This is a genomic window from Microlunatus antarcticus (genome assembly GCF_014193425.1).
GTDB classification, from domain to species: Bacteria; Actinomycetota; Actinomycetes; order Propionibacteriales; family Propionibacteriaceae; genus Microlunatus; species Microlunatus antarcticus.
This window is the reverse complement of sequence record NZ_JACHZG010000001.1, coordinates 2424048-2450410: the sequence shown is the minus strand read 5'-3', so window position 1 is coordinate 2450410 and position 26363 is coordinate 2424048. Positions and strand designations below refer to the sequence as shown.

The window sequence follows — 26363 nt, the reverse complement described above, 5'->3', positions numbered from 1 at the left end:
ACCGCGACGAAACCAGCGCGGCTCTCGGCGTCCCTAGCGTGGCGAGCACGCCACCTCTTGCCCTCGGGAGCCCCTCATGACCGACACCGCACCTGCGCACCACGACGTCCTGGAGTCCGCCGGTCACCCCGGTGGCGACGGCCTGGTCAAGCCGGAGTACGACGACCGGCTCGCGAACACGGACCTCGCGCCGCTGAAGAAGCAGACCTGGTCCTCGTACAACATCTTCGCGTTCTGGATGTCCGACGTGCACAGCGTCGGCGGCTACGTCACCGCGGGCGCGCTCTTCAGCCTCGGCATCGCCGCCTGGCAGGTGCTCGTCGCGCTGGTGGTCGGCATCGGGATCGTCATGGTCTTCTGCAACCTGGTCGCCAAGCCCAGCCAGATCACCGGCGTGCCCTACCCGGTGATCAACCGGGCGGTCTTCGGCGTCCGGGGCGCGAACATCCCGGCCATCATCCGCGGCTGCATCGCCATCGCCTGGTACGGGGTGCAGACCTACCTGGCGGCGACGTCGCTGATGATCATCTTCCTCAAGTTCGCGCCCGGCTTCTCGGCGGCGCTGAACGGGACGACGTTCCTCGGGCTCTCGCCGCTCGGCTACCTCTGCTACGCGATCCTGTGGGTCGCCCAGGCCGCCGTGTTCTGGCGCGGCATGGAGGCGATCAAGAAGTTCATCGACTTCGCCGGGCCCGCCGTGTACGTGGTCATGATCGCCCTCTGCGTCTACCTGGTGAGCAAGGCCGGCATCGGGAACATCAGCCTCAACCTGTCCTCCGACCGGCTGAGCCTTGCGGCGTCGATCCCGGTGATGATCGCGGCGACCGCGGCGGTGGTCTCGTACTTCTCGGGCCCGATGCTGAACTTCGGCGACTTCTCCCGCTACGCCCGGTCGTTCAAGGCGGTGCGCAAGGGCAACTGGCTCGGGCTGCCGCTGAACTTCCTGTTCTTCTCGATCCTCACCGTCGTCACCGCCTCGGCCACGGTCCCGGTCTTCGGCGAGATGATCACGGACCCGATCGAGACCGTGCAGCGCATCGACTCGGCCTTCGCCATCCTGCTCGGCGGCCTCACCTTCGTCATCGCCACCGTCGGCATCAACATCGTCGCGAACTTCATCTCCCCGGCGTTCGACTTCTCCAACGTCAACCCGAAGCGGATCAGCTGGCGGATGGGCGGCATGATCGCCGCCGTCGGCTCCGTGCTCCTGACCCCGTGGAACTGGTACAACTCCGACGAGGGCATCCTCTTCACCCTCGGCATCCTCGGGGCGCTGATCGGCCCGCTCTTCGGCATCCTGATCTCGGGCTACTACGTGGTCAGCAAGCAGCGGGTCTGGGTCGACGACATGTACTCGATGGACACGACGAAGCGCTACTGGTTCCGCAACGGCTACAACCCGAACGCGGTCGCCTCGGTCCTGATCGGTGGTGTCCCGGCCATCGTCCTCGTGCTGGTCGGGGGCGTGGTCTGGGCCGACTCGTCCAGCGCGATCCTGTCGCACGCCGGCGACTTCAGCTGGTTCGTCGGCTGCGGGCTCGGCTTAGTCGCCTTCACGCTCCTCGAGCGGGCCAACCCGCGCATCGCGCACCTCGACCGTGACCTCGAGGTGGCCACGTCCGGGGTCGGCCAGTGACCGCGGCGGGCGTACGGCGGCGGATCGCGGTCATCAACCCGAACACCACGGAGTCGATGACCGCGAGCATCGCCGAGGCCGCGCGCAGCGTGGTCGACGTCTCGACCGAGGTCGTCTCGATCACCAACGCCCACGGCCCCGCCTCGATCGAGAGCCACTACGACGAGGCGATGGCCGTTCCCGGCTTGCTGGCCGAGATCGCCGCGGCGGAGGCGGACGGGGTCGACGGCTTCGTCATCGCCTGCTTCGGCGACCCGGGCCTGGACGCGGCGCGGGAGATCGCGTCGGGCCCGGTGGTCGGGATCGCGGAGGCGGGGTTCCACCTGGCCACGATGCTCGGCCGCTCGTTCAGCGTCGTGACGACGCTGGCCCGGACGATGGGGCAGGCCGAGCACCTCGTGCAGCGCTACGGCTTCGCGGGCCACTGCCGCAGCATCTACGCCTGCGAGGTCCCGGTGCTCGAGCTGGACGACCCGGCCTCGGACGCCCGCAAGCTCGTCATCGACTACTGCCGCCGCGCGGTCGAGCACGACGAGGCCGACTCGGTGGTGCTCGGCTGCGCCGGCATGGCCGACTTCTGCCACGACGTGTCCGAGCAGGTCGGCGTCCCGGTGATCGACGGCGTGAGCGCGGGTGTCCTGCTGGTCGAGTCGATGGTCAAGCTCGGCCTGCGCACCAGCACCCGCAGCGAGTACGCGCCCCCGCTGCCCAAGGAGTACCGGTAACCGCGTGCTCGCCTAGGCTCGGCCCATGACCACGACGGTGCCGCCGCGGGACGTGGCGCAGGACGCGGCGGCCGACGGTTCGTCGACGACGCTGCGGCGGATCGCGCGCCTGCTGGCCCCGTACAGCCGCAAGATGCTCCTGGTCGTGCTGGCCGTGGTCGTGGCCGCGCTGCTCGGCGTGGCGGCACCGTTCCTGACCAAGGCCGTCTTCGACGACGCGCTCTTCCCGACGGACGGGAGCCCGGCCGACTTCCACCTGCTCGGCTGGCTCGTCGCCGGGCTGTGCGTCATCCCGGTCGCGACCGCGCTGATCGGCATCGGGCAGAACCTGCTCACCAGCACCATCGGGAACTCGGCCATGGCCGACCTGCGCAGCGACCTCTTCGCGCACCTGCAGAAGATGGAGCTCGCCTTCTTCACCGCGACCAAGACCGGGGCGATCCAGTCCCGGCTGGCGAACGACGTGAGCGCCGTGCGGACCGTCCTCACCGACACCGCGACGACCATCGTGCAGAACTCCGTCACGGTCATCTCGGCGTTCATCGCCATGGTGCTGCTGAGCTGGCAGCTGACGGTCATCACGCTCGTCCTCATGCCGCTCTTCGTCTGGCTGCAGCTACGGGTGGGCCGGCGGCGCCAGCGCCTGGCCCGGCGCACGCAGGAGTCGCTCTCGGAGATGACCGCGATCACCGAGGAGTCGCTCTCGGTCTCGGGCATCCTGCTGGCCAAGGTCTTCAACCGCGCCGACTCCGAGGTGCAGCGCTACCGCGAGGAGAACGCGCGGCAGACGCGGCTCCAGGTCGAGCAGGCCATGACGGGGCGGGCGTTCTTCGCCCTGGTGCAGACGTTCTTCGCGATCACGCCCGCGCTGATCTACCTCGCGGCCGGCTTCATCATCACCGGCCGCGTCACGGTCGGGGCGGCGACGCTGACGACGGGCACGATCATCGCGTTCACCACGCTGCAGGCGCGGCTGCAGATGCCGCTCATCCAGCTGATGCGGGTCAGCCTCGACGTGCAGACCTCGCTCGCCCTGTTCCGCCGGATCTTCGAGTACCTCGACCTCGAGCCCGCCGTCGTCGAACGGCCCGACGCGCGGGCCCTGCCGCCGGGGGCGGCCGGCGGGTCGGTCGAGTTCGCCGACGTGTGGTTCCGCTACCCGGAGCCCCGCGAGCTCAGCGCGTCCACCGCCCGCGGCCCGCGGTTCGCTGGCGAGCGGGAGGCGGCGGCGTCCCGCGCCGCCGAGGAGGTGCGCGCCGTCGAGGCCGGGCAGGAGCGCGACCCCGCGCTCGACGACCCGCCCGCCGCCGACGTCGCCGACGCGGTGCCGGCGGCCGAGCGCTGGACGCTGAAGCACCTGTCGCTGAAGGTCCGGCCCGGCCAGCTCGCCGCGATCGTCGGACCGTCGGGCTCGGGCAAGACGACGATGACCTACCTCGTCCCGCGCTTCTACGACGTCACCGAGGGGGCCGTGCTCGTCGACGGCGTGGACGTCCGCGACCTGACCATGGACTCGCTCGCCGAGACCGTCGGGATGGTGACGCAGGAGCCGTACCTGTTCCACGGCACGATCTACGACAACATCGCGTACGCCCGGCCCGGGGCGAGCGAGGACGAGGTCCACCGGGCGGCGGTCAACGCCAACATCCACGACCGGATCATGGGCTTCGCGGAGGGCTACGAGACGATCACGGGGGAGCGCGGCTACCGGCTCTCGGGCGGGGAGAAGCAGCGGCTGGCCATCGCCCGGGTGTTCCTCATGGACCCGCGGGTCCTCATCCTCGACGAGGCGACCTCGGCGCTCGACACCGAGACCGAGCGGCTGGTCCAGGAGGCGCTCGAACGAGCGACCCAGGGCCGGACGACCATCGCCATCGCCCACCGCCTGTCGACCATCCAGAACGCCGACGTCATCTTCGGCCTCCAGGACGGCGAGCTGGTCGAGCAGGGCAACCACGCCCAGCTCCTCGCCCAGGGCGGCCTCTACGCACGCCTCTACGCCGAGCAGTTCGGCGGCGGCCAGGTCGAGGCCCGCTTCGCCGACGGCGTGCTGTTCACCGACGGGCGCACGTTCTGCGACCCGGAGGACGGCACCCGCGGCCGGCGTCGGGCGGACGTCTCCGTCTGATCTCGACTCGTGGCCGCGCCACGACATTGCGCCCCGTGAGCGTCTCTGCGCCCGTAGCAACGGGCGCAAAGTGGCCGGCGGGGCGCAGCGTGGCTCTGGCGCCGCGCCACGCGGGTGACGCGCAGGATCCACCGCTGCGACGCGCCTGCGTGCAAACGTGTGCTCGCTCCGCCTTCCCCCTCACGAGAGCGAGTTCCATGACCCTGCGCCCACGCGCCCTGGCCGCCTGCGCGGCGTTCGCCACGCTGCTGGCGTCGGGTGCCCTGCTGGCCCCCTCCGCCGCGGCCGAACCGGTGGCCGGTGCGGCCCCGAAGACCGCGGCCGCCGCCGCCAGCTCGGCCGCGGCCGGCTCGTACACGCCGGCGGCACCCGTCTGGGGCTCCTGCTCCGACGACGGGCTGAAGGAGGCCAAGGCGCAGTGCGCGAAGGTCACCGTGCCGCTCGACTACGCCCACCCCGGCGGAACGAAGATCAAGATCGCGGTCTCGAGGGTCCTCCACACGGCGAAGAAGTACCAGGGCGTCATGCTCGTCAACCCCGGCGGCCCGGGCGGGTCCGGCCTCGGGCTGGTGACGCTCGGCCAGTACGTCCCGGACGGAGCGGGCGACGGCTACGACTGGATCGGCTTCGACCCGCGCGGCGTCGGCGACTCCGAGCCCGCGGTCTCGTGCGACCCCGAGTTCGCGGGCTACGACCGGCCGCGCTACGTGCCCGCCAGCCCGGCGCTGAGCGAGGCCTGGTTCGCCAAGACCAACGCCTACACCGACGCGTGCGCCAAGAAGAACGGCCCGATCCTCGACCACCTGACCACGGTCGACTCGGCGAAGGACATGGAGAGCATCCGCAAGGCGCTCGGTCAGAAGAAGATCAACTACTACGGCTTCTCGTACGGCACCTACCTCGGCCAGGTCTACGGAACGCTCTACCCGACCCGCCTGCGCCGCGTGGTCTTCGACGGCACGGTCGACCCCCGCAAGATCTGGTACGACGCCAACCTCGACCAGGACCAGCCGTTCGACGTCAACATCGACATCTGGTTCGGCTGGATCGCCGAGCACGACAGCACCTATCACCTCGGCACGACCGAGAAGGCTGTCCGCTCGCTCTTCTACCGCACCGAGGAGAAGCTGTACCGCGACCCGGTCAAGGGCGAGGGCGGCGACCTCGGCGGCAGCGAGTGGGTCGACGCGTTCCTCTACGCCGGTTACTACCAGTCGACCTGGACCGATCTCGCGGCGACGTTCTCCGGCTTCGTCCGCAAGGGCGACGTGAAGGCCCTCGAGGCCGCGTACCTCGACGCCAGCGGCTACGACCCCGACAATCCAAAAGCCGACAACGGCTACGCGGTCTACCTCGGCGTCCAGTGCACCGACACCAAGGACTGGCCGCAGCGGTGGAGCACGTGGGAGCGCGACAGCTGGCGCATCTTCCGCACGGCGCCGTACGAGACCTGGGCCAACACCTGGTTCAACGAGCCGTGCCGGCACTGGCCCGCCCAGCAGCAGAAGGAGCTGAAGATCGACGGCTCGAAGGTCAAGAGCCTGCTGATGGTCAACGAGACGCTCGACGCGGCGACCCCGTACGCGGGCAGCCTCGAGGTCCGCAAGCGGTTTCCGAAGGCCCGGCTGATTGCCGAGCCCGGTGGGACCACCCACGCGGGCTCCCTCTACGGCAACGCGTGCGTGGACGACCGGATCGCCGCCTACCTCGCGACGGGCGACCTGCCGAAGCGGAGGTCGGGGAAGCGGGCCGACGTGAGCTGCAAGCCCCTGCCCCGGCCGGAGCCCGAGGCGTCGGGCACGAAGACGGCCAAGGCCAAGCAGGCCGCCAGGGCGGCCGCGCGGGCCGGCTCGCCCGAGCTGTCCGCCCTGCGTCGGGCGGCTCTCCCGCGCTGAAACGGGCTCTGACCAGCCCTCGGACGACGCGCCCGGTCCGCCTCCCGGCGGGCCGGGCGCGTCGTGGTCCGGGGCTGTCCGAGGACGCGCTTAGGCTGGTCCTCCGATGAGCACCAGCACCCTTTCTCCTCGCTCGAGCACCCGGGCGAACGACAGCTTCGTGCACCTCCACGTGCACTCCGAGTACTCCATGCTCGACGGCGCCGCCCGGATCTCGGACCTCTTCGCCGGGTGCGTGGAGCAGGGGATGCCGGCCATCGCCGTCACCGACCACGGCAACCTCTTCGGGGCCTACGAGTTCCACAAGGCGTCCAAGGGCACCGGCGTCAAGCCGATCGTGGGGCTCGAGGCGTACGTCACGCCCAAGACCCACCGCAGCGAGCGCAAGCGGGTCCGGTGGGGCGACGCCAAGGCCGCGGCGAACGGCGACGACGTCTCCGGTGGTGGTGCCTTCACGCACATGACGATGTGGGCGGAGTCGACCGCCGGGCTGCACAACCTCTTCCGGATGGGCTCGCTCGCCTCGCTCGAGGGCTACTACTTCAAGCCGCGCGTGGACCGCGAGCTGCTGAACACCTACGGCAAGGGCCTGATCGCCACCACGGGCTGCCCGTCGGGGGAGGTCCAGACCTACCTGCGCCTGGGCAAGTACGACGAGGCGGTCAAGAGCGCGGCCGAGTTCCGCGACATCTTCGGCGCCGACAGCTACTACGTCGAGCTGATGGACCACGGGCTCTCCATCGAGAACCGCGTCCGCCAGGACCTGCTCAAGCTGGCGAAGGACCTGCACCTGCCGCTCGTCGCGACCAACGACCTGCACTACGCGACCCAGGCCGAGGCCGCCGCCCACGAGGTCCTGCTCTGCGTCCAGTCCGGCTCGACGATGGCCGACGCCAACCGGTTCAAGTTCGACGGCGACGGCTACTACCTCAAGTCCGCGGCCGAGATGCGCGCGCTGTTCGCCGAGGTGCCGGAGGCCTGCGACAACACGCTGGCCATCGCCGAGCGCTGCGAGATCTCGTACGCCGAGGGCAGCGGCACCTACATGCCGCGCTTCCCCTGCCCGCCGGGGGAGGACGAGACGTCCTGGTTCATCAAGGAGGTCGAGACGGGCCTGCGGCGCCGCTACCCGACCGGCATCCCGGACGACGTGCGCCGCCAGGCCGAGTTCGAGACCGGCGTCATCACCCAGATGGGCTTCGCCGGCTACTTCCTCGTCGTCGCCGACTTCATCAACTGGGCCAAGGAGAACGGCATCCGCGTCGGCCCGGGCCGTGGGTCGGGTGCCGGGTCGATGGCCGCGTACGCTATGCGGATCACCGACCTCGACCCGCTCAGGCACGGCCTGATCTTCGAGCGCTTCCTCAACCCGGACCGCGTCTCGATGCCCGACTTCGACATCGACTTCGACGAGCGTCGCCGCGGCGAGGTGATCCGCTACGTCACGCAGAAGTACGGCGAGGACCGGGTCAGCCAGATCGTCACCTACGGCACGATCAAGGCCAAGCAGGCGGTCAAGGACGCCTCCCGCGTGCTCGGCTACCCGTTCGGGATGGGGGAGCGCCTCACCAAGGCGATGCCGCCGCCCGTGATGGGCAAGGACGTCCCGCTGGGCAAGCTCTTCGACAAGGAGCACGCGCGCTACGGCGAGGGCGGCGAGTTCCGCGCGCTGTACGAGTCCGACGCCGACGTGCAGAAGGTCGTCGACACCGCCCGCGACCTCGAGGGCCTGAAGCGCCAGTGGGGCGTGCACGCCGCCGGCGTGATCATGAGCAGCGAACCGCTGATCAACATCATCCCGATCATGCGCCGGGAGCAGGACGGCGCGATCATCACCCAGTTCGACTACCCGACGTGCGAGTCGCTGGGCCTGATCAAGATGGACTTCCTCGGGCTCCGCAACCTCACGGTGCTCGACGACGCGGTCAAGAACATCAAGCTCAACCGCGGCATCGACCTCGTGCTCGAGGACCTCATGCTCGACGACCCCGCGACGTACGCGCTGCTGGGCCACGGCGACACGCTCGGGGTGTTCCAGCTCGACGGCGGGCCGATGCGGTCGCTGCTGCGGCTGATGCGGCCGGACAACTTCGAGGACATCTCCGCCGTCCTCGCGCTCTACCGCCCCGGGCCGATGGGCGTGGACAGCCACACGAACTACGCCCTGCGCAAGAACGGCCGCCAGGACATCACGCCGATCCACCCGGAGCTGGAGGAGCCGCTCTCCGAGATCCTCGGGACGACGCACGGGCTGATCGTCTACCAGGAGCAGGTGATGGCGACCGCGCAGAAGGTCGCCGGCTACACGCTCGGGCAGGCCGACCTCCTGCGGCGCGCGATGGGCAAGAAGAAGAAGGAGATCCTCGACGCCGAGTACAAGCCGTTCTCGGCCGGCATGGCCAAGAACGGCTACTCCGCCGCCGCGACCAAGGCGCTCTGGGACGTCCTCGTCCCCTTCTCCGACTACGCCTTCAACAAGGCGCACACGGCGGCGTACGGGCTCGTCTCCTACTGGACCGCCTACCTCAAGGCCAACTTCCGGGCCGAGTTCATGGCCGCGCTCCTGACCTCGGTCGGGGACGACAAGGACAAGATGGCCATCTACCTGGGCGAGTGCCGCCGGATGGGGATCCAGGTCCTGCCGCCCGACGTCAACGAGTCCGAGGCCAACTTCACCCCGGTCGGGAGCGACATCCGCTTCGGCCTGACCGCGGTCCGCAACGTGGGCGCCAACGCGGTGGACAAGGTCGTCGTGGCGCGCACCGAGACCGGCAAGGCGCCCGACTTCTACTCGTTCCTGGACCAGGCCGACCTCGTGGTCTGCAACAAGCGGCTCATCGAGTCGCTGGTCAAGGCCGGGGCGTTCGACTCGATGGGTCACACCCGCAGGGCGCTGATGAGCGTGTACGAGTCCGCGGTCGACGGCGTGCTCGACCTCAAGCGGAACTCGGCGCGCGGCCAGGACTCCTTCGACTTCGGCTTCGACGAGTCGGACAGCGGGGCGGCGCACCTGTCCGGGACGGTGCCGGACCTGCCGGAGTGGGACAAGCGGACCAAGCTCGCCTTCGAGCGGGAGATGCTCGGCCTGTACGTCAGCGACCACCCGCTGCTCGGCCTCGAGCACATCCTGAGCCTCGAGCGCGACATCAGCATCGGCGAGCTGCTCGGCGACGACGGCCCCCGCGAGGGCCAGGTGACGATCGCCGGGATGATCACCAACGTCAACCGCAAGACGACCAAGCGCGGCGACCTCTGGGCGGTCGTCACCGTCGAGGACCTCGAGGCCTCGATCGAGGTCCTGCTCTTCCCCAAGGCGTACGACCTGGTGTCGACCGTCCTGGCCACGGACGTCGTCGTGCGGGTCAAGGGCCGGATCAAGTCCGACGACGACGCGGTCTCGCTCAACGCCACCGAGCTGACCCTGCCCGACGTGAGCGAGGGCCCGACCGGGCCCGTCGTCATCTCGCTGCCGGCCGTCCGCTGCACCCCGCCGGTGGTGGCGCAGCTGCGGGACGTGCTCGCGCAGTACCCGGGCACCACCGAGGTGCGGCTGCGGCTGCAGAGCTCGGGCCGCTCGACGCTGATGCGGCTCGACTCGGGGCTGAGCGTCAGCCCGTCGCCCCCGCTGATGGCCGATCTCAAGGCCCTCCTCGGCCCGTCCTGCCTCGCGTCCTGACCACCCGCCCATGACCGACCCGGCCCAGACCACGCTGCCGCCGACCGACGTCCCGACCACCCGCCGGTGGCCGGACGCCCGACGCGTCGGGCTGTTCGTCGCCCTGGGGCTCGGCCTCGGCGCGCTGAGCGGGGTCGTGTGGTGGTTGGTGACCGACCTGCCCACGTTCCGCGTGGTGGACGGCGGCGGTGCCTCGACGACGGAACGCGGCCTCGCGGGCTACATCGCCGCGGACGCGTCGTTCGTGGTGTGCGGCGTCGTCGTGGGTCTGGTCGTCGGCGTCCTCGCCTGGCGCTGGTTCGGGCGGTCCGGCTGGCTCGTCGTCGTCCTCGTCGCCGTCGTCGGCGCGGCCGCCGGCGCGCTGTGCTGGACGGTCGGCTACCGGATCGTGCCCGGCTCCTTCGCCGTCCGCCTCGCCGCCGCGCAGCCGGGGGACGTGGTCCCGGTCGACCTCACGGTCCGGGCGAGGGCCGCGCTGGCGGTGTGGCCGCTCTTCGCGGTCGTCCCGGTGCTGCTCGGCTCGTCGCTCGGTCGCGACCCCGAGGTGGACGAGCTCGACCCGGTCGACGAGGCCGACGCCACTCAGTGACCGACGGCCGCGACCTGGGCCCTGGTCACGGCGACCAGGTCTGCGGGGGACAGCTCGACCTGCAGGCCCCGCCGGCCCGCCGACACGAACACGGTCGGGAAGGTGAGCGCGGTCGCGTCGACCACGGTCGGGAGTGCCGTGCGCTGCCCGAGCGGGGAGATGCCGCCGAGCACGTAGCCGCTGGACCGCTGCGCCGCCACCGCGTCGGCCATCGCCGCCTTCTTGGCACCGAGGGCCCCGGCGAAGGCCTTGAGGTCGAGCTGGCGGGCCACGGGCACGACGGCCACCGCCAGGGCGCTCCGCTCGCCGCCGAGGTCGGCGACCAGGGTCTTGAACACCCGGGCCGGGTCCAGCCCCAGCGCAGCCGTCGCCTCGTCCCCGAAGTGCCGCTCGCCGTCCACGTGCTCGTACGGGTGGAGCGTGAAGGCCACGCCGGCGCGGGTCAGCGCCGCGGTGGCGGGGGTGCCGCCGGAGGTGTTCTGCTGCGCGTCGCGTCGCCGGGCCACGGGGTCATCCTCCCGCGGGCACGAGGAGCCGCAGCAGGGCGGTGACGGCGACGGCCACGACGAAGACGACCAGGAAGCCGCGACGCAGCAGCAGCGCGACCGCGCCGGCCCCGACGCCGGCGACGACGCGCCAGTCGAGCGCGTACGTGCCCCCGCCGCCGTCCACGAGCTGCACGCACACCAGCGCCGAGAGCATCGCCACCGGCAGGAGCGTCGTCACCCGCTGCACCCGCGGCTCCGCGAGGACCGACGAGGGGAGCGACAGCCCGGCGAGCTTGATCAGGTACGAGCCGACGCAGGCGACGAGCACCGGCACCCAGAGGTTCACGCGAGGCCTCCCTCGGCGCCCGTCGACCCGGGCTCCGCGTCGCGACGGGGCAGCAGGCCGCCGACCACGGCCGCCACCGCGGCGGCGAGCACCGGCACCCCGCTCGGCGCCAGCGGCACGAGCGCCACGGCGATCGCGGCCCCGGCCAGCCCGACCCAGCGGGCGCGCACCTGGCGGAAGGCCGGCCAGACCAGCGCCAGGAAGACGGCCGGCCCGGCCGCATCGAGACCGAACGCGTCGGTGTCGACGGCCGAGCCCAGCAGCGCCCCGAGGAACGTGCCCACGTTCCAGCAGGCGAAGAGCACGAGCGCCGTCCACCAGAAGGCCAGCCGCTGCTCGCGCCGCGCCGGCTGCGCGGTCGACATGGCCGTCGTCTCGTCGATCACGAAGTGGGCCGTCACGAGCCGCCGCAGGCCCCGGGCCTCGAGGACCGGCGCGAGCGTCACGCCGTAGAAGCCGTTCCGCAGGGCCAGCAGCAGCGTCGGCCCGAGCGCCGTCCAGGCCGAGCCGCCCGCCCCGACCACGCCGGAGAACGCGAGCTGCGACGCTCCGGAGAAGAGGACCAGGCTGAGGACCTGCGCCTGCCCGACGCTGAGCCCGGCGGCCACGGCGACGGCCCCGAAGGTCGCGCCGAACGCGGCGGCGTACACCCCGATCCCGACCGCGGAGCGGATGATCGCGGGACGTTCCGGGGAGGGTGGCACGCAGCGGACCCTATGAGAAACGCCGCGGGCCGGGCGACGCCGCCCGCCTAGACTCGCGCCCGTGCTTGCGACCATCGACCTGCGCGGCCGGCTGACCGGCGGAGCCGACGACGCCGTGATCGACTACCGCACCGTGGTCCCCCGCGCCGCCGTCGACGTCGAGGCCGCCCTCGGCGTGGTGCGGGGCGTGTGCGACGACGTCGCCGCTCGCGGCGAGGCCGCGCTGCGCGACTACTCCGAGCGGTTCGACCGGGTCGTCCCGGCGTCGTTCCGGGTGCCGGAGGAGGCCCTGGCGGCCGCCGTCGACGGTCTGGCCGACGACCTGCGCGCCGCGTTCGAGGAGTCCATCGCCCGGCGCCGGCAGGTCTGCGCCGCCGAGCTCGGCCCGGTCGCGGTCGACGTCGAGCTCGCCCCCGGCGCCCGCGTCACCCAGCGGATGGTCCCGATCGAGCGCGTCGGGCTCTACGTGCCGGGCGGGCTCGCCCCGCTCGCCTCCAGCGTGATCATGAACGTCGTCCCCGCCCAGGTCGCCGGCTGCCGCTCCATCGCGGTCGCGTCGCCGCCGCAGCGCGAGTTCGGCGGGCTCCCGCACCCCTCGATCCTCGCCGTCTGCCGGCTGCTCGGGATCGACGAGGTGTACGCCGTCGGCGGCGCGCAGGCCGTGGCGATGTTCGCGTACGGGGTGCCCGGGCTCTGCGAGCCGGTGAGCATGGTCACCGGCCCGGGCAACATCTACGTCGTGGCGGCCAAGCGGCTGCTGCGCGGGATCGTCAGCATCGACTCCGAGGCCGGCCCCACCGAGATCATGGTGCTGGCCGACGACACGGCCGACCCCGCGCTCGTGGCCGCCGACCTCGTGTCGCAGTCCGAGCACGACCCGCTCGCGGCGGCGGTCCTCGTGACCGACTCGCCCGCGCTCGCCGACCGCGTGCAGGAGGCGCTGCCCGGCCAGGTCGCCGCCACCAAGCACAGCGAGCGCATCACGACGTCGATGAGCGGGCGGCAGTCGGCCGTCGTCCTCGTCGACGACCTCGAGCAGGGCCTCGCGGTGGTCAACGCGTACGCCACGGAGCACCTGGAGATCCAGACCGCCGACGCCGCCGCGGTCGCCGCGCGCGTCACCAACGCCGGGGCCGTCTTCGTGGGGCGGTACTCGCCCGTCTCCCTCGGCGACTACACCGCGGGCAGCACGCACGTCCTGCCCACCGGCGGGTGCGCCTGCCACTCCTCGGGGCTCAACGTGAAGTCGTTCCTCAAGGCGATGCACGTGGTCGACTACAGCCGCGAGGCGCTTGCGGCCGTCGCCCGCCACGTCGAGGTGTTCGCCGAGGCCGAGGACCTGCCCGCGCACGGCTACGCCGTCACGGCCCGCTTCCTCGACGCCCCCGAGCTGGGCGTGTGAGCGGCCTCGCCACGTCGGGCCTGCCGCTCCGCCCCGAGCTGGTGGGGGAGGTGCCGTACGGCGCCCCGCAGCTCGACGTCCCGGTCCGGCTCAACGTCAACGAGAACCCGTACGGGCCCAGCGAGTCGGTGGTCGCGCAGATCGCCGCCGCGGCCGCCGAGACCGCCCGGGACCTCAACCGCTACCCGGAGCGGGACGCGGTGGCGCTGCGGGCCGACCTCGCCGCCTACCTCGGCCACGGCCTGACCGCGGACCACGTGTGGGCGGCCAACGGCAGCAACGAGGTCATGCTCCACGTCCTCCAGGCGTTCGCCGGCCCGGGGCGGACCGTGCTGAGCTTCGCGCCCACCTACTCGATGTATCCCGAGTACGCCCGTGACACCCACTCGGGCTTCGTGACCTTCCCGCGCGCCGAGGACTTCACCATCGACGTCGACGCGGCCGTGGCCGCGATCGAGGAGACCCGCCCCGACGTCGTCCTCGTCACCAGCCCGAACAACCCGACCGGCACCGCGCTGCCGCCCGAGGTCGTCGTCGCGCTCGTGGACGCCAGCCCGGGCGTCGTCGTGGTGGACGAGGCGTACGTCGAGTTCGCGCGGACGGGCACGCCGAGCGCGCTCGAGCTGCTGCCGGGCCGGCCGCGGCTCGCCGTCAGCCGCACGATGTCCAAGGCCTTCGCCTTCGCCGGCGGTCGGTTGGGCTACCTGGCTGCGGACCCCGCGTTCGTCGACGCCCTGCGCATCGTCCGGCTGCCGTACCACCTGTCGGCGATGACCCAGGCCGTCGCGCGCGTCGCCCTGGCCAACGCCGGCGAGATGCTGGCCGCGGTCGACCGGCTGCGTGAGGCACGCGACGACCTGGCCGGCTGGCTCGTGGACCGCGGCCTGCAGGTCGCCGACTCCGACGCCAACTTCGTCCTCTTCGGCCGCTTCGCCGACCGCCACGCGCTGTGGCAGGCGCTCCTCGACCGCGGGGTGCTGATCCGCGAGGTCGGCCCCGACGGCTGGTTGCGCGTGTCCGCCGGCACGCCGGAGGAGATGGCCGCGTTCAAGGCGGCCCTCGACGAGATCCTGTCCGACCACGACCCTGCAGCAGCGAGCGCGAGGATGCCATGAGCGAGACCGCTCCGACCGACACCGCACGGGCCCCCCGGCGGGCCGCTCTCGAACGTGCGACCAGCGAGTCGAGCGTCCGGGTGTCCGTCGACCTCGACGGGACCGGCACCTCGTCGATCTCGACCGGCGTCGGCTTCTACGACCACATGCTCACCGCGCTGGCGCGCCACGCGCTGCTCGACCTCGAGGTCACTGCCACGGGCGACGCGTACATCGACGCCCACCACACCGTCGAGGACACCGCCATCGTGCTCGGCCAGGCGATCCGGCAGGCCCTCGGCGACAAGACCGGCATCCGGCGCTTCGGCGATGCCGTCGTCCCGCTCGACGAGGCCCTGGCCCAGGCCGTCGTCGACGTCTCAGGGCGCCCGTACTGCGTGTGCACCGGCGAGCCCGAGGCGCAGGCGTACGTCCGCATCGGCGGCGGCGACGTCACTCCGGACGGGCGGACGAGCGTCCCCTACACGGGCTCGCTCACCCGGCACGTCTTCGAGTCGCTCGCCTTCCACGCCCACCTCTGCCTGCACGTGCGCGTGCTGGGCGGGCGCGATCCGCACCACGTGGTCGAGGCGCAGTTCAAGGCCGTCGCCCGGGCCCTGCGCGACGCGGTCGCGTACGACCCGCGCGTGCTGGGCGTGCCGAGCACCAAGGGCGCGCTGTGAGCGACGCCCTGTGGGTGACGCCCGATGAGTGACCTCCGGGGGACCGTCGTCGTCCTCGACTACGGCTCCGGGAACCTGCGGTCCGCGGAACGGGCCGTCGCCCGGACCGGGGTCGACGTCGTCGTCACGGCCGACCCCGAGGTCGCGCTCGCCGCGCCCGGGCTGGTCGTGCCGGGGGTCGGCGCGTACGCCGCGTGCATGGCCGGGCTGCGCGCGGTCGGCGGGCCGGACGTCATCGCCGCCCGCCAGGCGGCGGGGCTGCCGACGCTGGCCATCTGCGTCGGCCACCAGGTGCTGTTCGAGGCGGGCATCGAGCACGGCGTGGAGGCCGACGGCGTCGGCGTCTGGCCGGGCGTCGTCGAGCGGCTGCAGTCCGAGCGGCTGCCGCACATGGGCTGGAACACCGTGGCGCCGGCCGCCGGCAGCCGGCTCTTCGGCGGTGTCGGCGACGAGCGGTTCTACTTCGTCCACAGCTACGGCGTCCGCGCCCTGGCGGAGAAGCCCGGCCGGCTTGTCACCTGGGCCGAGCACGGCGGCGACCGCTTCGTCGCCGCCGTCGAGGAGGGCGCGCTCTGGTCGACCCAGTTCCACCCGGAGAAGAGCGGCGACGCGGGCGCCCGGCTGATCGCCAACTGGGTCGCCACGCTCTCCTCGCCCGCCGCGTAATCCGACGCGAGGCAGCCGAAAAGCCGTCCGGGAACTTTGCTCGACCCACCTGCCGACCTGTCAGAGGCACGCCCTAACGTCGCCCTCCTCAGCGCTCGACGGCGAGGGCTGGGGAGGGGAGCGGACATGCGACGCAGGTGGGGACGAGCAGGAGCGGTGCTCGCGGCAGCGGCACTGGTCGGCGGGGCGCTCGGCGCGACCGGACCGGCTCAGGCGGCACCGGCCCGGGCGTCTGACCCGGCACTGCTGCGGTCGCCGGAGCTCTCGGAGACGAGCCGGCTGCCCGAGCGGCGCACGGTGGTCACGGGTGACCGGGCCTGGGTGCTGGGCAGCGCGGACGGGCGGTTCCCGGCGGCCGGGTTCCACACCCGCGGGGAGATGGGCGGCTTCTGGACGCCGAGCCTCAAGCTGCTGGACGGCGTCTGGTTCGGCATCGGCGACCAGTGGATCGGCCAGGGCACGCAGACCACCTCCGGCTGGGGCTACGTCCGCACCGACTTCCCCGCCACCGACGGCGTCGCCGCGAGCCGCACGGACCTCGTCCCGGACGGCGTCCCGGGCGCCCTCGTCGGGCTGACGCTGCGGTCCTCGACCTCGCGCAGCGTCGTGCTGCGGGCCGACGCCCACTCCGAGCTCATGGGCTCCTACCCCTGGGGCGAGACGAAGCCCAGCCAGACCACGGTCAACCTGCCCGACACCGGGTCCGTCGAGGGCAACGCCCTCGTCTTCCGCGACCAGGGGACCCCGCCGGGGGCCGACCAGACCGCGCACGACTGGGCCGCGGCCTTCGGCTCGGCCGCCATGCCGACCACGACCGCGCTGGGGAAGAACTTCCGCGGTCCGCAGGACCCGGCCGTCATCTGCCCGGCCTCCGGGCCCGACGCCCCGGCCGCGCCCGCCCGCTGCGACGACACCGCGTACGGGAAGGGGACCGGCGGGCAGCTCGCCTACAAGCTCCGGCTGAAGGCCGGCGAGCCGACGACGGTGTGGTTCGGCGTGGGTGGTTCCCGCGACGGGACGGCCGACGCGCAGCGGGCGCTGGCGAAGGTGCTGGCCGACCCCGGCGCGGCGCTCGCGGCCAAGGTCCGCGGGCGGGAGGAGGTCGCCGACCTCACCGACGTGTCGCTGCCCGGCGACCCGCTCGTCGAGCAGAGCGTCGCGTGGTCCAAGCAGATGCTGGCCGCCTCGGTGCAGCGGTCCGACGACGTCGCGCTGCGGGTGGTGGACGCCGGCACGACCTACCCCGCCCCGGTGAAGACGCTCGACTCGATGCGCTGGATCGGTGCGGGCTGGCCCGACTACACCTGGCTCTTCGGCACCGACGGCGAGTTCACGGCGTTCGCGTCGGTGGCCGCGGGGCAGTTCGGACCGATCAAGGCGCACCTGCGGACGCTCCGCGACGTCTCCGAGGCGGTCAACGGCGGCAGCGGCAAGATCGTCCACGAGGTCACGCCCGACGGCGCGGTCTACTTCGGCTCGAACGCCGACGAGGGCAACACCGACGAGTCGGCCAAGTACCCGTCGGCCGTCGCCCTCGTGTGGCGCTGGAGCGGTGACCAGAAGTTCCTCCGCGACCTCTACCCGGCCAGCGTCAGGGCCATGCGCCACGTCGACTCCCTCGACGCGGACGGTGACGGGTGGCCCGAGGGCCTCGGCAACGTCGAGCGCAACGGGATGGGGACGGAGAAGCTGGACAACACCGTCTACACGATCCGCGGGTACGCCGACCTCGCCGACCTGGCGAAGGCGCGCGGCGACGGCAAGACCCAGCGGTGGGCGACGCAGCGGGCGCAGAAGCTGACCGAGGCGTTCGAGCGCGCCTGGTGGTACCCGAAGGACGGGGCCCGCTCGTACGCCGACTCGCTCGACCCGGAGCCCGTGGGTGGTGGCAACACGCGCATCTTCCAGCGGCACTGGATCGGGCTCACCCCGACCGACGCCGTGCTCCCGGCCCTGCCGGGTCGCCCGGCCGGTCCGCTGGCGTCCGACGAGCACGCGCGGACGACCCTCGCCCAGCACGAGCGCAGCTGCTACACCGGCGAGCTCGGGCTCTACCACACCGGCACCGGCGCCAACAGCGTCGCGGGTGACACCGACGGGACCCGCTGCGACCAGGTCGTCTCCTCGGTGACGAACGAGACGAGCATCTTCACCCTCAACAGCGCGATCGCCGGCGTCAGCGAGGGCAACTACGGCCGCCTCGGCGACGACCAGCAGGGCGTCTACACCCACGGGAACGCGCGGGCCCAGCTCGACCCGGACCTGTGGGAGATGCCGGGCGCGATGCCGGAGATCGTCCCCGGCGGGTCGTTCGGCGCGAACATCGAAAAGCCGTTCAACGAGAGGTCGATGGTCCTGCAGGCCTGGGGCGCGTACGGCGTGCTGTGGCCGGTCGTGCACCAGTGGCTCGGCGTCTCGCCCGACATGGGCCGCGGCCGGGTCGCCGTGGTCCCGCAGCTGCCGCCGGACCAGCCGAAGGCGTCGGCCCGCTCGATCAAGGTCGGCTCCGGGCGGCTCGACGTCACGGCCAGCCGGAGCACCGACGGTGGCGTCACGCGGTACGACACCACGGTCGTCCGGCACGGTCGCTCGACGCTGGTCCTCGGCGCCGTGCTGCCGCGCGACAGCAGGGTCGGCTCGGCCACGCTCGACGGCCGGAAGGTGAAGACGGTGCTGACGCCGACCAGCCGCGGCCTCGAGGTCACCGTCCGGGCACCGGGCAAGAAGGGGACCTCGCACCTGGTGGTGACGACTGGCTAGCGCCGGCGGGGCCCCGCCCGCAGGGACGGACGGGGCCCGGGCAGCCGGTAGGGTCGTCCGGTGCTCCCGCGTGCCGATCGTGCCGGTTCCGACCGCCTGGTCCTGCTGCCCGCCGTCGACGTGGCGGGCGGCCAGGCCGTCCAGCTCGTGCAGGGTGTCGCCGGGTCCGAGAAGGTGTTCGGCGACCCGATGGCCGCCGCCCAGCGGTGGGTCGACGAGGGCGCGGAGTGGATCCACCTGGTCGACCTCGACGCCGCCTTCGGGCGGGGGAGCAACGCCGCCGTCCTCGCACCGATCGTGGCCGCGGTGAAGGCGGCCGGCGTGCAGGTCGAGCTGTCGGGCGGGATCCGCGACGACGCCAGCCTGGAACGCGCGCTCGGCACCGGCTGCGCCCGGGTGAACATCGGCACAGCGGCTCTCGAGTCGCCGGAGTGGTGCGAGCGGATCATCGGCGCCCACGGTGAGCAGATCGCCATCGGCCTCGACGTGCGCGGCACCCGTCTCGCGGCCCGCGGGTGGACGCGCGAGGGCGGCGAGCTGGACGAGACGCTCGCGCGGCTCGACGCCGCCGGCTGCGCGCGCTTCGTGGTCACCGACGTGGCCAGCGACGGCATGCTCTCCGGGCCCAACCTCGACCTGCTCGCCCACGTGTGCGCGCGCACGGACGCGCCGGTGGTGGCCAGCGGCGGCATCAGCAGCCTCGACGACGTCGCCGCGCTGTCGGGTCTCGTCGGCTCCGGCGTGGAGGGCGCGATCATCGGGACCGCGCTCTACGTCGGCAGCTTCACCCTGCCCGAGGCGCTGGCGGTGACCCGGTGGTCGTCCGACCGGCCGCGCCAGGACACGGCCCCGGAGGTCCGCGCGTGAGCGTCCCCGCCGACACGTTCCACCGCGGTCCGGCGCTGAGCGAGCTCCGGGAGCCGGTCCACGGTCCGCTGCTCGACGGCCGGCTTCGCGACCTGCTGGGCGGCAAGAAGATCGTCATGACCGGGGTGACCGGCTTCATCGGCGAGCAGCTGCTGTGGAAGATGCTGACCGACCTGCCGGACACCCGGCCGTCGGTGCTCGTGCGTCGCAAGGGCTCGGCGGGAGCGACCGCCCGCGTCCGGAACCTGCTGAAGAAGAAGATCTTCGCCGACCTGGCCGAGCAGCACGGCGGGCTCGACGGCCTGCTCGCCCGCATCGAGGTCATCGAGGGCGACCTCCCGAACGTGCCCGCGCTGCCCGCCGACCTAGACGTCGTCGTGCACTGCGCCGGCGACGTCTCGTTCGACCCGCCCATCGACCAGGCCTTCACCACCAACGTCGTCGGCACCCGGGTGCTGATGGAGCGGATGCTCGAGGCGGTCACCGGACCCGACGGCGAGCGCACGAAGGTCCCGCACTACGTCCACATCTCCACCGCGTACACCGCCGGCCGACGCCGGGGCGCGATCCCCGAGGCCGGGCACGTGCACGGCATCGACTACGAGGCCGAGACGCGCGCCGGCCTGGCCATGCGAGAGCAGGTCGAGGCCGCCTCGCGGATGCCCGAGCGGCTGACCGAGCTACGCCACCAGGCCGAGCGGGTGCACCGCCAGGCGGGCTACCTCACCACCGCCGCCGACACCGAACGGCGCCGCCAGGAGTGGGTGACCGCCGAGCTCGTGGCGGCCGGGACCGAACGGGCCCGCTCGCTCGGGTGGACCGACGTCTACACGTTCACCAAGGCGCTCGGGGAGCGCGTCGTCACCGACCTCGGCGCCGACATCGAGATCTCCATCGTCCGCCCGGCCATCGTCGAGTCCAGCTGGCTCCACCCCTACCCGGGCTGGATCGAGGGCTTCAAGATGGCCGAGCCGCTGATCCTGGCGTACGGGCGCGGCGAGCTGCCCGAGTTCCCGGCCTCGGCCGACGCGGTCATCGACATCGTGCCGTGCGACTACGTCGTGAACGCGATCCTCGCGGTCTGCGCGACGGACCCCACGCCGGGGGAGCCCGAGTACTACCACGTCAGCTCCGGCGCGCGGAACCCGCTGACGTTCCACGACATCTACGGCCACATCCGCTCGTACTTCACCGCCCATCCGCTGGAGAACGTGTCCAAGCCGGGCGCCCCGCTGCCGGAGTGGAAGTTCCCCGGCGCGGTCTCGGTCGAGCGGCTGCTGTCGACCTCCGAGCGGGCGCACGACCTGGCCGAGCGCGTGATCTCGCGGGCCCCGCGCTCGCACCAGACGCGCAAGCTGGCGCGCGACCTCGACCTCATGCGCGGGCGGCTCGACTTCTGGCGGCGCTACCACACGCTCTACAACGAGTACGCGCAGTCGGAGCTCCACTTCGTCGACGACAACACGCTGGCGCTGACCCGGTCGCTCGACCCGGCCGACGTCGCCACGTTCGCCTTCGACACGGCGGGCTACGACTGGACGACCTACCTCGAGGACGTCCACTGCCCGGCGATCACGGCCTCCGTGCGCCGGATGGACGCGCTGCGCAAGAAGCGGGCGAACCGGCCGACCACGTTCAAGGACCTCTCCACGAACACCGCCGGCGCCTCGGCGGTCGCCGTCTTCGACCTCGACGGCACGATCATGTCGACCAACGTCATCGAGCAGTACCTGTGGGCGCGTCTGCCCGAGCTGTCCCCGCTCGACCGCGCTGTCGAGCTGGGCGGGGTCCTCGGCCGGCTGCCGAGCTACCTGCTGACCGAGCAGCGCGACCGCGGCAGCTTCCTCCGCGCGGTCTACCGCCGCTACCGCGGGCTGGACCTGGCCGAGCTCGAGCACCGTGTCGACACGACGATGAACGACTTCATCCTGGACCGCGTCTCCCCGGACGCGATCCGGCGGATCGAGGAGCACCGCGCGGCGGGGCACACGACGATCCTGATCACCGGCGCGGTGTCGGTCCTGACCCGACCGCTGCGCGGCCTGTTCGACATCATCCTGGCCGCCGAGCTGGGCTCCGACGCCGACGGGAAGGCCACCGGCTACCTGGCCACCTCGCCGCTGGTGGGGGAGTCGCGCGCCGCCTGGCTGCAGCACTACGCCGCGCTGCGCGGGGTCGACCTGACGCGGAGCTTCGCCTACGCCGACAGCCACTCCGACCTGCCGATGCTCTCCACGGTCGGCAACCCCGTCGCGGTCAGCCCCGACATCTCCCTGATGCGGGCGGCGCAGCGCAAGAACTGGTCGATCGTGGAGTGGAAGACGAAGTCCCCCACCCCGCGCTGGCGCCTGCCCGCCTGACCCCGGCTGCCCCACCGGCCCCGCCCCTTTCGCCCCCTCCCCCCCTCGTCAGGAAACGCTGACTCCCGACACGGCAGATCGAGGTTCGGGCGTCCGGAGTCAGCGGTTTCTCGGCGCTCGCACGTTGTCCACAGGTTCGCGGGGTGGGACCGGCAGGATCGGTGACTCCTGACCATCCTCCAGACGTGGAGGACGTCGTCCGGGGCAGGGTCAGGCGGGCCGGGTGGACCGCGGTCGCGCGAGGGGTGCATGCGGCGGGTGTGGAGCCCGACCTGGCCCACCGGCTCAGGGGCTGGAGCCTGGTGCTGCCGGAGTCGGCCGTGATCACGCACCTCACCGCGGCGGCCCTACGGGGATGGTGGCTGCCGCAGGCGCTGCCGCAGCCGGTGTTCGCCGCGGTCGCGGAGCGGGACCGCCATCCGCAGCGGCACGGTCTGAAGGTGCTCCGTCTGAACGGGAACGGCACGGTCGAGCAGGTCGACGGCGTACGGCTGGCCACCCCTGCCGAGACCCTGTTGACGTGCGCGGCCGACCTCGACGTGCTCGATCTCGTGGTGCTGGCCGACTCGGCGCTCCACCTCGGCCACTGCACGACGGCCGACCTCGTCGAGGCGACCTGCGCGCGGCGACGCGGCGTCCGGATGCTGCGAGAGGTCCTACCCCTGCTCGACGGCCGCAGCGAGTCTGCGTGGGAGTCTGTCCTGCGGCTGCTGCACGTCACAGCCGACGTCGAGGTCGAGCCGCAGCACGAGATCCGTACGGCCGCAGGGACGTTCGTCGCCCGGGCCGACCTCTGGCTGGTGGGCACTCGGCGCATCCACGAGTACGACGGCGCCGACCACCGGGACGTCGAGACGCACCGCGCCGACCTCGCCCGCGAACGGCGGCTGGTGGACGACCGGTGGGAGCGCTGCGGTTACACGGCGCGGGAGGTGCTCCGCCGCGGCGGCGAGATCATCGCCGCCGCCGACGCCGCGCTGCAGCGGTCGTGGCACCCCGGCCGGCTCGCGGCGTGGCGCGACCTCGTCTCGCGCTCGTCCTACGGATCGGCCGGCCGCCGCCGGCTGCTGGAGCGCTGGGCGCCCACGAACCGCTGACTCCCGACCCGTGGAGCCGGCCAGCAGCTGTCGGGAGTCAGCGTTTCCCGTGGATCCCGGCGAGAGGAGAACGGGTGGAGAGGGAGCGGGTGCGGCGGGACTACGATCTAGAACCATGTCGGGTCATTCCAAGTGGGCCACCACCAAGCATCAGAAGGCCGTCGTCGACGCGCGTCGCGCGAAGTCCTTCGCCAAGCTCATCAAGAACATCGAGGTCGCCGCTCGGCTGGGCGGCGGTGATCTCGACGGCAACCCCACGCTGTACGACGCCGTCCAGAAGGCCCGCAAGACTTCGGTCCCCAAGGACAACATCGAGCGCGCCATCAAGCGCGGCTCCGGTGCCGAGGGCGGCGGCGCCGCGTACGAGACGCTGTTCTACGAGGCGTACGGCCCGGCCGGCATCGCGATGCTCATCGAGTGCCTGACCGACAACCGGAACCGTTCCGCCTCCGACGTCCGCGTCGCGGTCACCCGCAACGGCGGCACGATGGCCGACGTCGGGTCGACCGCGCGGGTGTTCAGCCGCAAGGGCGTCGTCCTGCTGACCAAGCAGCAGGAGGGGCGCACCCTCACCGAGGACGACGTCCTCGAGGCGACCCTGGACGCCGGGCCCGACGAGGTCAACGACCTCGACGACGCCTTCGAGATCATCAGCGACCCGGCGGTCACCGTCGCCGTGCGCACCGCGGTGCAGGAGGCCGGGCTCGACTACGACTCGGCCGAGGTCTCCTTCGTGCCCGAGTTCACGCAGCCGGCCGACGCGGAGACGCTAGAGAAGCTCGAGCGCCTCGTCGACGCCCTCGAGGACTCCGACGACGTGCAGAACGTCTTCACCAACGCCGACGTCCAGAACGACGCCCTGGTCAACGCCGGCTGAGCCTGATCGGGGCGGCCGCGCGCGTGTCGGGCGGCCGGGGTCCACGACTCCTCGGTTAGCGTACGAACGCGTGTTCGGTTCCGCACGCGCTCCGACGACGAGGGAGACCCCGTGCGCGTGCTCGGCATCGACCCCGGCCTGACCCGCTGTGGTCTCGGCATGGTGGACGGCGTGCCCGGGCGCAAGCCGTTCGTCCTGGCCGTCGACGTGCTCCGGACGTCCCCGCACGAGGAGACCGGCGTACGGCTGGCCGCCCTCGAGGCGACGTTCGAGGAGTGGGTGCAGCGCTACCGCCCGTCCGTCGTCGCCGTGGAACGCGTCTTCGCCCAGCACAACGTGGGCACCGTCATGGGGACGGCGCAGGCCGCGGGGATCGCCCTGCTGGTCGCTGCCCGGCACGGCATCCCGGCCGCCCTCCACACGCCCAGCGAGGTGAAGGCGGCCATCACCGGGTCCGGCCGGGCCGGCAAGGACCAGGTCGGGGCCATGGTGGCCCGCATCCTCCAGCTGACCGAGGTGCCCAAGCCGGCCGACGCCGCCGACGCCCTCGCGCTCGCCATCTGCCACGTCTGGCGGGGGAGCAGCACCGACCGGCTCGACCAGGCCCAGCAGTCCGCCTCGAGCGTGGCCGCGCGACAGCAGCGGGCCTACGCCCAGGCCGCTACCCAGGCCCGTACGAAGGGAGCACGTGCATGATCGCCCAGGTCAGCGGGAACGTGGCCGCCCTCGGCCCCACGTCCGCGGTCGTCGAGACCGGTGGGGTCGGGCTGCTCGCGCTGTGCAGCCCGGGCACCCTCGCCGCCCTGCGGGTGGGGCAGCGCACCACGCTGTTCACCTCGTTGGTGGTGCGCGAGGACTCCCTGACGCTCTTCGGCTTCGCCACCGTGGACGAGCGGGAGTTCTTCGAGCTCCTGACGACCGCGACCGGGGTCGGCCCCAAGCTGGCGCAGGCGGCGCTCGCGGTGCTCAGCCCGAACGAGCTGCGCACCGCCATCGCGACGGAGAACCTCGTCACGCTGTGCCGGGTCCCGGGGATCGGTCGCAAGGGCGCCCAGCGGATCGTCCTCGAGCTGAAGGACAAGATCAACACCGTCGGCCTGGTCGCCGAGCTCGGCGCCCCGACCCTCCCGGCCCAGGCGGTCTGGCGCCACCAGGTGGCTCAGGGCCTCGTCGGGCTCGGCTGGACGCTGCGTGACGCCGAGGCGGCCTGCGACGACGTCGAGCCGATGCTCGTCGAGCAGCCCGACCTGGGCGTGCCGGCCCTCATGCGCGCTGCTCTGCTCAGCCTGGCGCGCCCGTGAGCCTCGACCCCGTGGACATGCACTCCGTGGCCGACCCGGACGAGCGGGCGGCCGAGTCGGCGTTGCGGCCGACCTCGCTGGCCGAGTTCGAGGGTCAGCCCCGCGTCTCCGAGCAGCTCGGCCTGGTGCTGGCCGCCGCCCGCCGTCGGGGCGGGGTCGCGGACCACGTCCTGCTGTCCGGCCCGCCCGGGCTGGGCAAGACGACGCTGGCGATGATCATCGCTGCCGAGATGACGGCGCCGCTCCGCATCTCCAGCGGGCCGGCCATCCAGCACGCGGGCGACCTCGCCGCGATCCTGTCCGGGCTGACCGAGGGCGAGGTGCTGTTCCTCGACGAGATCCACCGGCTCTCGCGGCCGGCCGAGGAGATGCTCTACCTCGCGATGGAGGACTTCCGCGTCGACGTCGTCGTCGGCAAGGGTCCCGGCGCCACGGCGATCCCCATCGAGATCCCGCGCTTCACCCTCGTCGGCGCGACCACGCGGGCCGGCCTGCTCCCGAGCCCCCTGCGCGACCGCTTCGGGTTCACCGGCCAGCTCGAGTTCTACGACCCGGCCGACCTCGAGCACATCGTGCGGCGCTCGGCCGTCCTGCTGGGCGTCGAGCTCGAGCCCGACGCGGCGCGCGAGATCGCCGGCCGGTCCCGCGGCACCCCGCGCATCGTCAACCGGCTGCTCCGCCGCGTCCGGGACTTCGCCGAGGTGCGCGGCTCGGGCCGGCTGACCCAGGCGGTCGCCGCCGCGGCGCTCGAGCTGTACGAGGTCGACTCCATCGGCCTGGACCGCCTCGACCGCGCCGTCCTCGTCGCGATCTGCAAGCGGTTCGCCGGCGGACCCGTCGGTCTGTCCACCCTGGCCATCTCCGTGGGCGAGGAGCGCGAGACCGTCGAGGAGGTCGCGGAACCGTTCCTGGTGCGCGAGGGGTTCCTGATGCGGACGCCGCGCGGTCGCGTCGCCACGCCCGCGGCCTGGGCCCACCTCGGGCTCACGCCTCCGGGCAGCACCGCGTGGACGCCGCCGGGCGGCGCGCCCGACCCGGGCCTGTTCGGCTGACTACAGGGATTCGGCGG

The 26363-nt window shown here is 72.5% G+C and carries 21 protein-coding genes; 18 read left to right on the top strand and 3 right to left on the bottom strand.

Going from position 1 to position 26363, the window contains the following annotated elements; all coding sequences use genetic code 11:
• The first annotated feature begins 76 nt into the window (after nt 1-76).
• The 6 genes from FHX39_RS11420 (at nt 77) to FHX39_RS11395 (ending at nt 10649) form a co-directional block, all read left to right on the top strand.
• Nucleotides 77-1636, top strand: a complete 1560-nt coding sequence (locus tag FHX39_RS11420) for an NCS1 family nucleobase:cation symporter-1 (RefSeq protein WP_183338525.1) — start codon at nt 77-79, stop codon at nt 1634-1636.
• Complete coding sequence (locus tag FHX39_RS11415; protein WP_332836788.1) at nt 1633-2361, top strand: aspartate/glutamate racemase family protein; 729 nt, start codon at nt 1633-1635, stop codon at nt 2359-2361. The genes FHX39_RS11420 and FHX39_RS11415 overlap by 4 nt, the downstream gene beginning before the upstream one ends.
• Before the next feature lie 25 nt (nt 2362-2386).
• On the top strand, nt 2387-4489 hold the full coding sequence (locus tag FHX39_RS11410; RefSeq protein ID WP_183338523.1) for an ABC transporter ATP-binding protein: 2103 nt from the start codon (nt 2387-2389) through the stop codon (nt 4487-4489).
• A gap of 197 nt (nt 4490-4686) precedes the next feature.
• The gene (locus FHX39_RS11405; RefSeq protein WP_183338521.1) at nt 4687-6384 is read left to right on the top strand and encodes an alpha/beta hydrolase; all 1698 of its coding nucleotides are present in this window, start codon (nt 4687-4689) and stop codon (nt 6382-6384) included.
• Nucleotides 6385-6490: 106 nt separating this feature from the next.
• Entirely contained in the window at nt 6491-10060 is a 3570-nt protein-coding gene (gene dnaE, locus FHX39_RS11400) for a DNA polymerase III subunit alpha (RefSeq protein WP_183338519.1), read from the top strand.
• Between the two features lie 10 nt (nt 10061-10070).
• Nucleotides 10071-10649, top strand: coding sequence for a hypothetical protein (locus tag FHX39_RS11395; protein ID WP_183338517.1), 579 nt, complete (start codon nt 10071-10073; stop codon nt 10647-10649).
• Here FHX39_RS11395 and ybaK read toward each other — a convergent pair.
• The 3 genes from ybaK to FHX39_RS22130 are packed head-to-tail and all read right to left on the bottom strand — an operon-like array spanning nt 10643 to nt 12187.
• Entirely contained in the window at nt 10643-11155 is a 513-nt protein-coding gene (ybaK, locus tag FHX39_RS11390; RefSeq protein ID WP_183338515.1) for a Cys-tRNA(Pro) deacylase, read from the bottom strand. The two genes, FHX39_RS11395 and ybaK, sit on opposite strands and share 7 nt — an antisense overlap.
• Nucleotides 11156-11159: 4 nt before the next feature.
• A complete protein-coding gene (locus tag FHX39_RS21775; protein WP_183338513.1) occupies nt 11160-11483 on the bottom strand; it encodes an AzlD domain-containing protein in 324 nt (107 codons plus the stop codon).
• Nucleotides 11480-12187: an AzlC family ABC transporter permease gene (locus FHX39_RS22130; protein ID WP_332836787.1), complete on the bottom strand. Its 708-nt coding sequence runs from the start codon at nt 12185-12187 to the stop codon at nt 11480-11482. The genes FHX39_RS21775 and FHX39_RS22130 overlap by 4 nt, the downstream gene beginning before the upstream one ends.
• Before the next feature lie 61 nt (nt 12188-12248).
• On the opposite strand from FHX39_RS22130, the gene hisD reads away from it, so the two are divergent.
• The 12 genes from hisD (at nt 12249) to ruvB (ending at nt 26346) form a co-directional block, all read left to right on the top strand.
• Nucleotides 12249-13589: a histidinol dehydrogenase gene (hisD, locus tag FHX39_RS11375; RefSeq protein WP_183338509.1), complete on the top strand. Its 1341-nt coding sequence runs from the start codon at nt 12249-12251 to the stop codon at nt 13587-13589.
• On the top strand, nt 13586-14704 hold the full coding sequence (locus tag FHX39_RS11370) for a histidinol-phosphate transaminase (RefSeq protein WP_183338507.1): 1119 nt from the start codon (nt 13586-13588) through the stop codon (nt 14702-14704). Before hisD ends, FHX39_RS11370 begins: the two co-directional genes overlap by 4 nt.
• On the top strand, nt 14701-15366 hold the full coding sequence (gene hisB / locus FHX39_RS11365; protein ID WP_183338505.1) for an imidazoleglycerol-phosphate dehydratase HisB: 666 nt from the start codon (nt 14701-14703) through the stop codon (nt 15364-15366). The genes FHX39_RS11370 and hisB overlap by 4 nt, the downstream gene beginning before the upstream one ends.
• 24 nt (nt 15367-15390) lie before the next feature.
• A complete protein-coding gene (gene hisH / locus FHX39_RS11360; protein WP_183338503.1) occupies nt 15391-16032 on the top strand; it encodes an imidazole glycerol phosphate synthase subunit HisH in 642 nt (213 codons plus the stop codon).
• 156 nt (nt 16033-16188) lie between these two features.
• On the top strand, nt 16189-18792 hold the full coding sequence (locus FHX39_RS11355; protein ID WP_332836786.1) for a glucosidase family protein: 2604 nt from the start codon (nt 16189-16191) through the stop codon (nt 18790-18792).
• Nucleotides 18793-18852: 60 nt separating this feature from the next.
• Entirely contained in the window at nt 18853-19659 is an 807-nt protein-coding gene (gene priA / locus FHX39_RS11350) for a bifunctional 1-(5-phosphoribosyl)-5-((5-phosphoribosylamino)methylideneamino)imidazole-4-carboxamide isomerase/phosphoribosylanthranilate isomerase PriA (RefSeq protein ID WP_183338499.1), read from the top strand.
• Complete coding sequence (locus tag FHX39_RS11345) at nt 19656-22019, top strand: HAD-IB family hydrolase (RefSeq protein WP_332836785.1); 2364 nt, start codon at nt 19656-19658, stop codon at nt 22017-22019. Before priA ends, FHX39_RS11345 begins: the two co-directional genes overlap by 4 nt.
• A gap of 185 nt (nt 22020-22204) precedes the next feature.
• The gene (locus FHX39_RS11340; protein WP_183338497.1) at nt 22205-23116 is read left to right on the top strand and encodes a hypothetical protein; all 912 of its coding nucleotides are present in this window, start codon (nt 22205-22207) and stop codon (nt 23114-23116) included.
• Nucleotides 23117-23231: 115 nt separating this feature from the next.
• Complete coding sequence (locus FHX39_RS11335) at nt 23232-23993, top strand: YebC/PmpR family DNA-binding transcriptional regulator (protein ID WP_183338495.1); 762 nt, start codon at nt 23232-23234, stop codon at nt 23991-23993.
• Between the two features lie 111 nt (nt 23994-24104).
• Complete coding sequence (gene ruvC, locus FHX39_RS11330) at nt 24105-24689, top strand: crossover junction endodeoxyribonuclease RuvC (protein WP_183338493.1); 585 nt, start codon at nt 24105-24107, stop codon at nt 24687-24689.
• The gene (gene ruvA, locus FHX39_RS11325; protein ID WP_183338491.1) at nt 24686-25294 is read left to right on the top strand and encodes a Holliday junction branch migration protein RuvA; all 609 of its coding nucleotides are present in this window, start codon (nt 24686-24688) and stop codon (nt 25292-25294) included. Before ruvC ends, ruvA begins: the two co-directional genes overlap by 4 nt.
• A gap of 17 nt (nt 25295-25311) precedes the next feature.
• Nucleotides 25312-26346: a Holliday junction branch migration DNA helicase RuvB gene (gene ruvB, locus FHX39_RS11320; RefSeq protein WP_183341290.1), complete on the top strand. Its 1035-nt coding sequence runs from the start codon at nt 25312-25314 to the stop codon at nt 26344-26346.
• Nucleotides 26347-26363 lie beyond the last annotated feature (17 nt).

Bases quoted from the DNA above. Each gene is read 5' to 3' on its own strand.
- FHX39_RS11420 (WP_183338525.1), top strand. From the start codon at position 77: ATGACCGACACCGCACCTGCGCACCACGACGTCCTGGAGTCCGCCGGT.
- FHX39_RS11335 (WP_183338495.1), top strand. From the start codon at position 23,232: ATGTCGGGTCATTCCAAGTGGGCCACCACCAAGCATCAGAAGGCCGTC.
- FHX39_RS11405 (WP_183338521.1), top strand. From the start codon at position 4,687: ATGACCCTGCGCCCACGCGCCCTGGCCGCCTGCGCGGCGTTCGCCACG.
- ruvA (WP_183338491.1), top strand. From the start codon at position 24,686: ATGATCGCCCAGGTCAGCGGGAACGTGGCCGCCCTCGGCCCCACGTCC.
- hisH (WP_183338503.1), top strand. From the start codon at position 15,391: ATGAGTGACCTCCGGGGGACCGTCGTCGTCCTCGACTACGGCTCCGGG.
- FHX39_RS11395 (WP_183338517.1), top strand. From the start codon at position 10,071: ATGACCGACCCGGCCCAGACCACGCTGCCGCCGACCGACGTCCCGACC.
- dnaE (WP_183338519.1), top strand. From the start codon at position 6,491: ATGAGCACCAGCACCCTTTCTCCTCGCTCGAGCACCCGGGCGAACGAC.
- FHX39_RS11410 (WP_183338523.1), top strand. From the start codon at position 2,387: ATGACCACGACGGTGCCGCCGCGGGACGTGGCGCAGGACGCGGCGGCC.
- hisB (WP_183338505.1), top strand. From the start codon at position 14,701: ATGAGCGAGACCGCTCCGACCGACACCGCACGGGCCCCCCGGCGGGCC.
- ruvB (WP_183341290.1), top strand. From the start codon at position 25,312: ATGCACTCCGTGGCCGACCCGGACGAGCGGGCGGCCGAGTCGGCGTTG.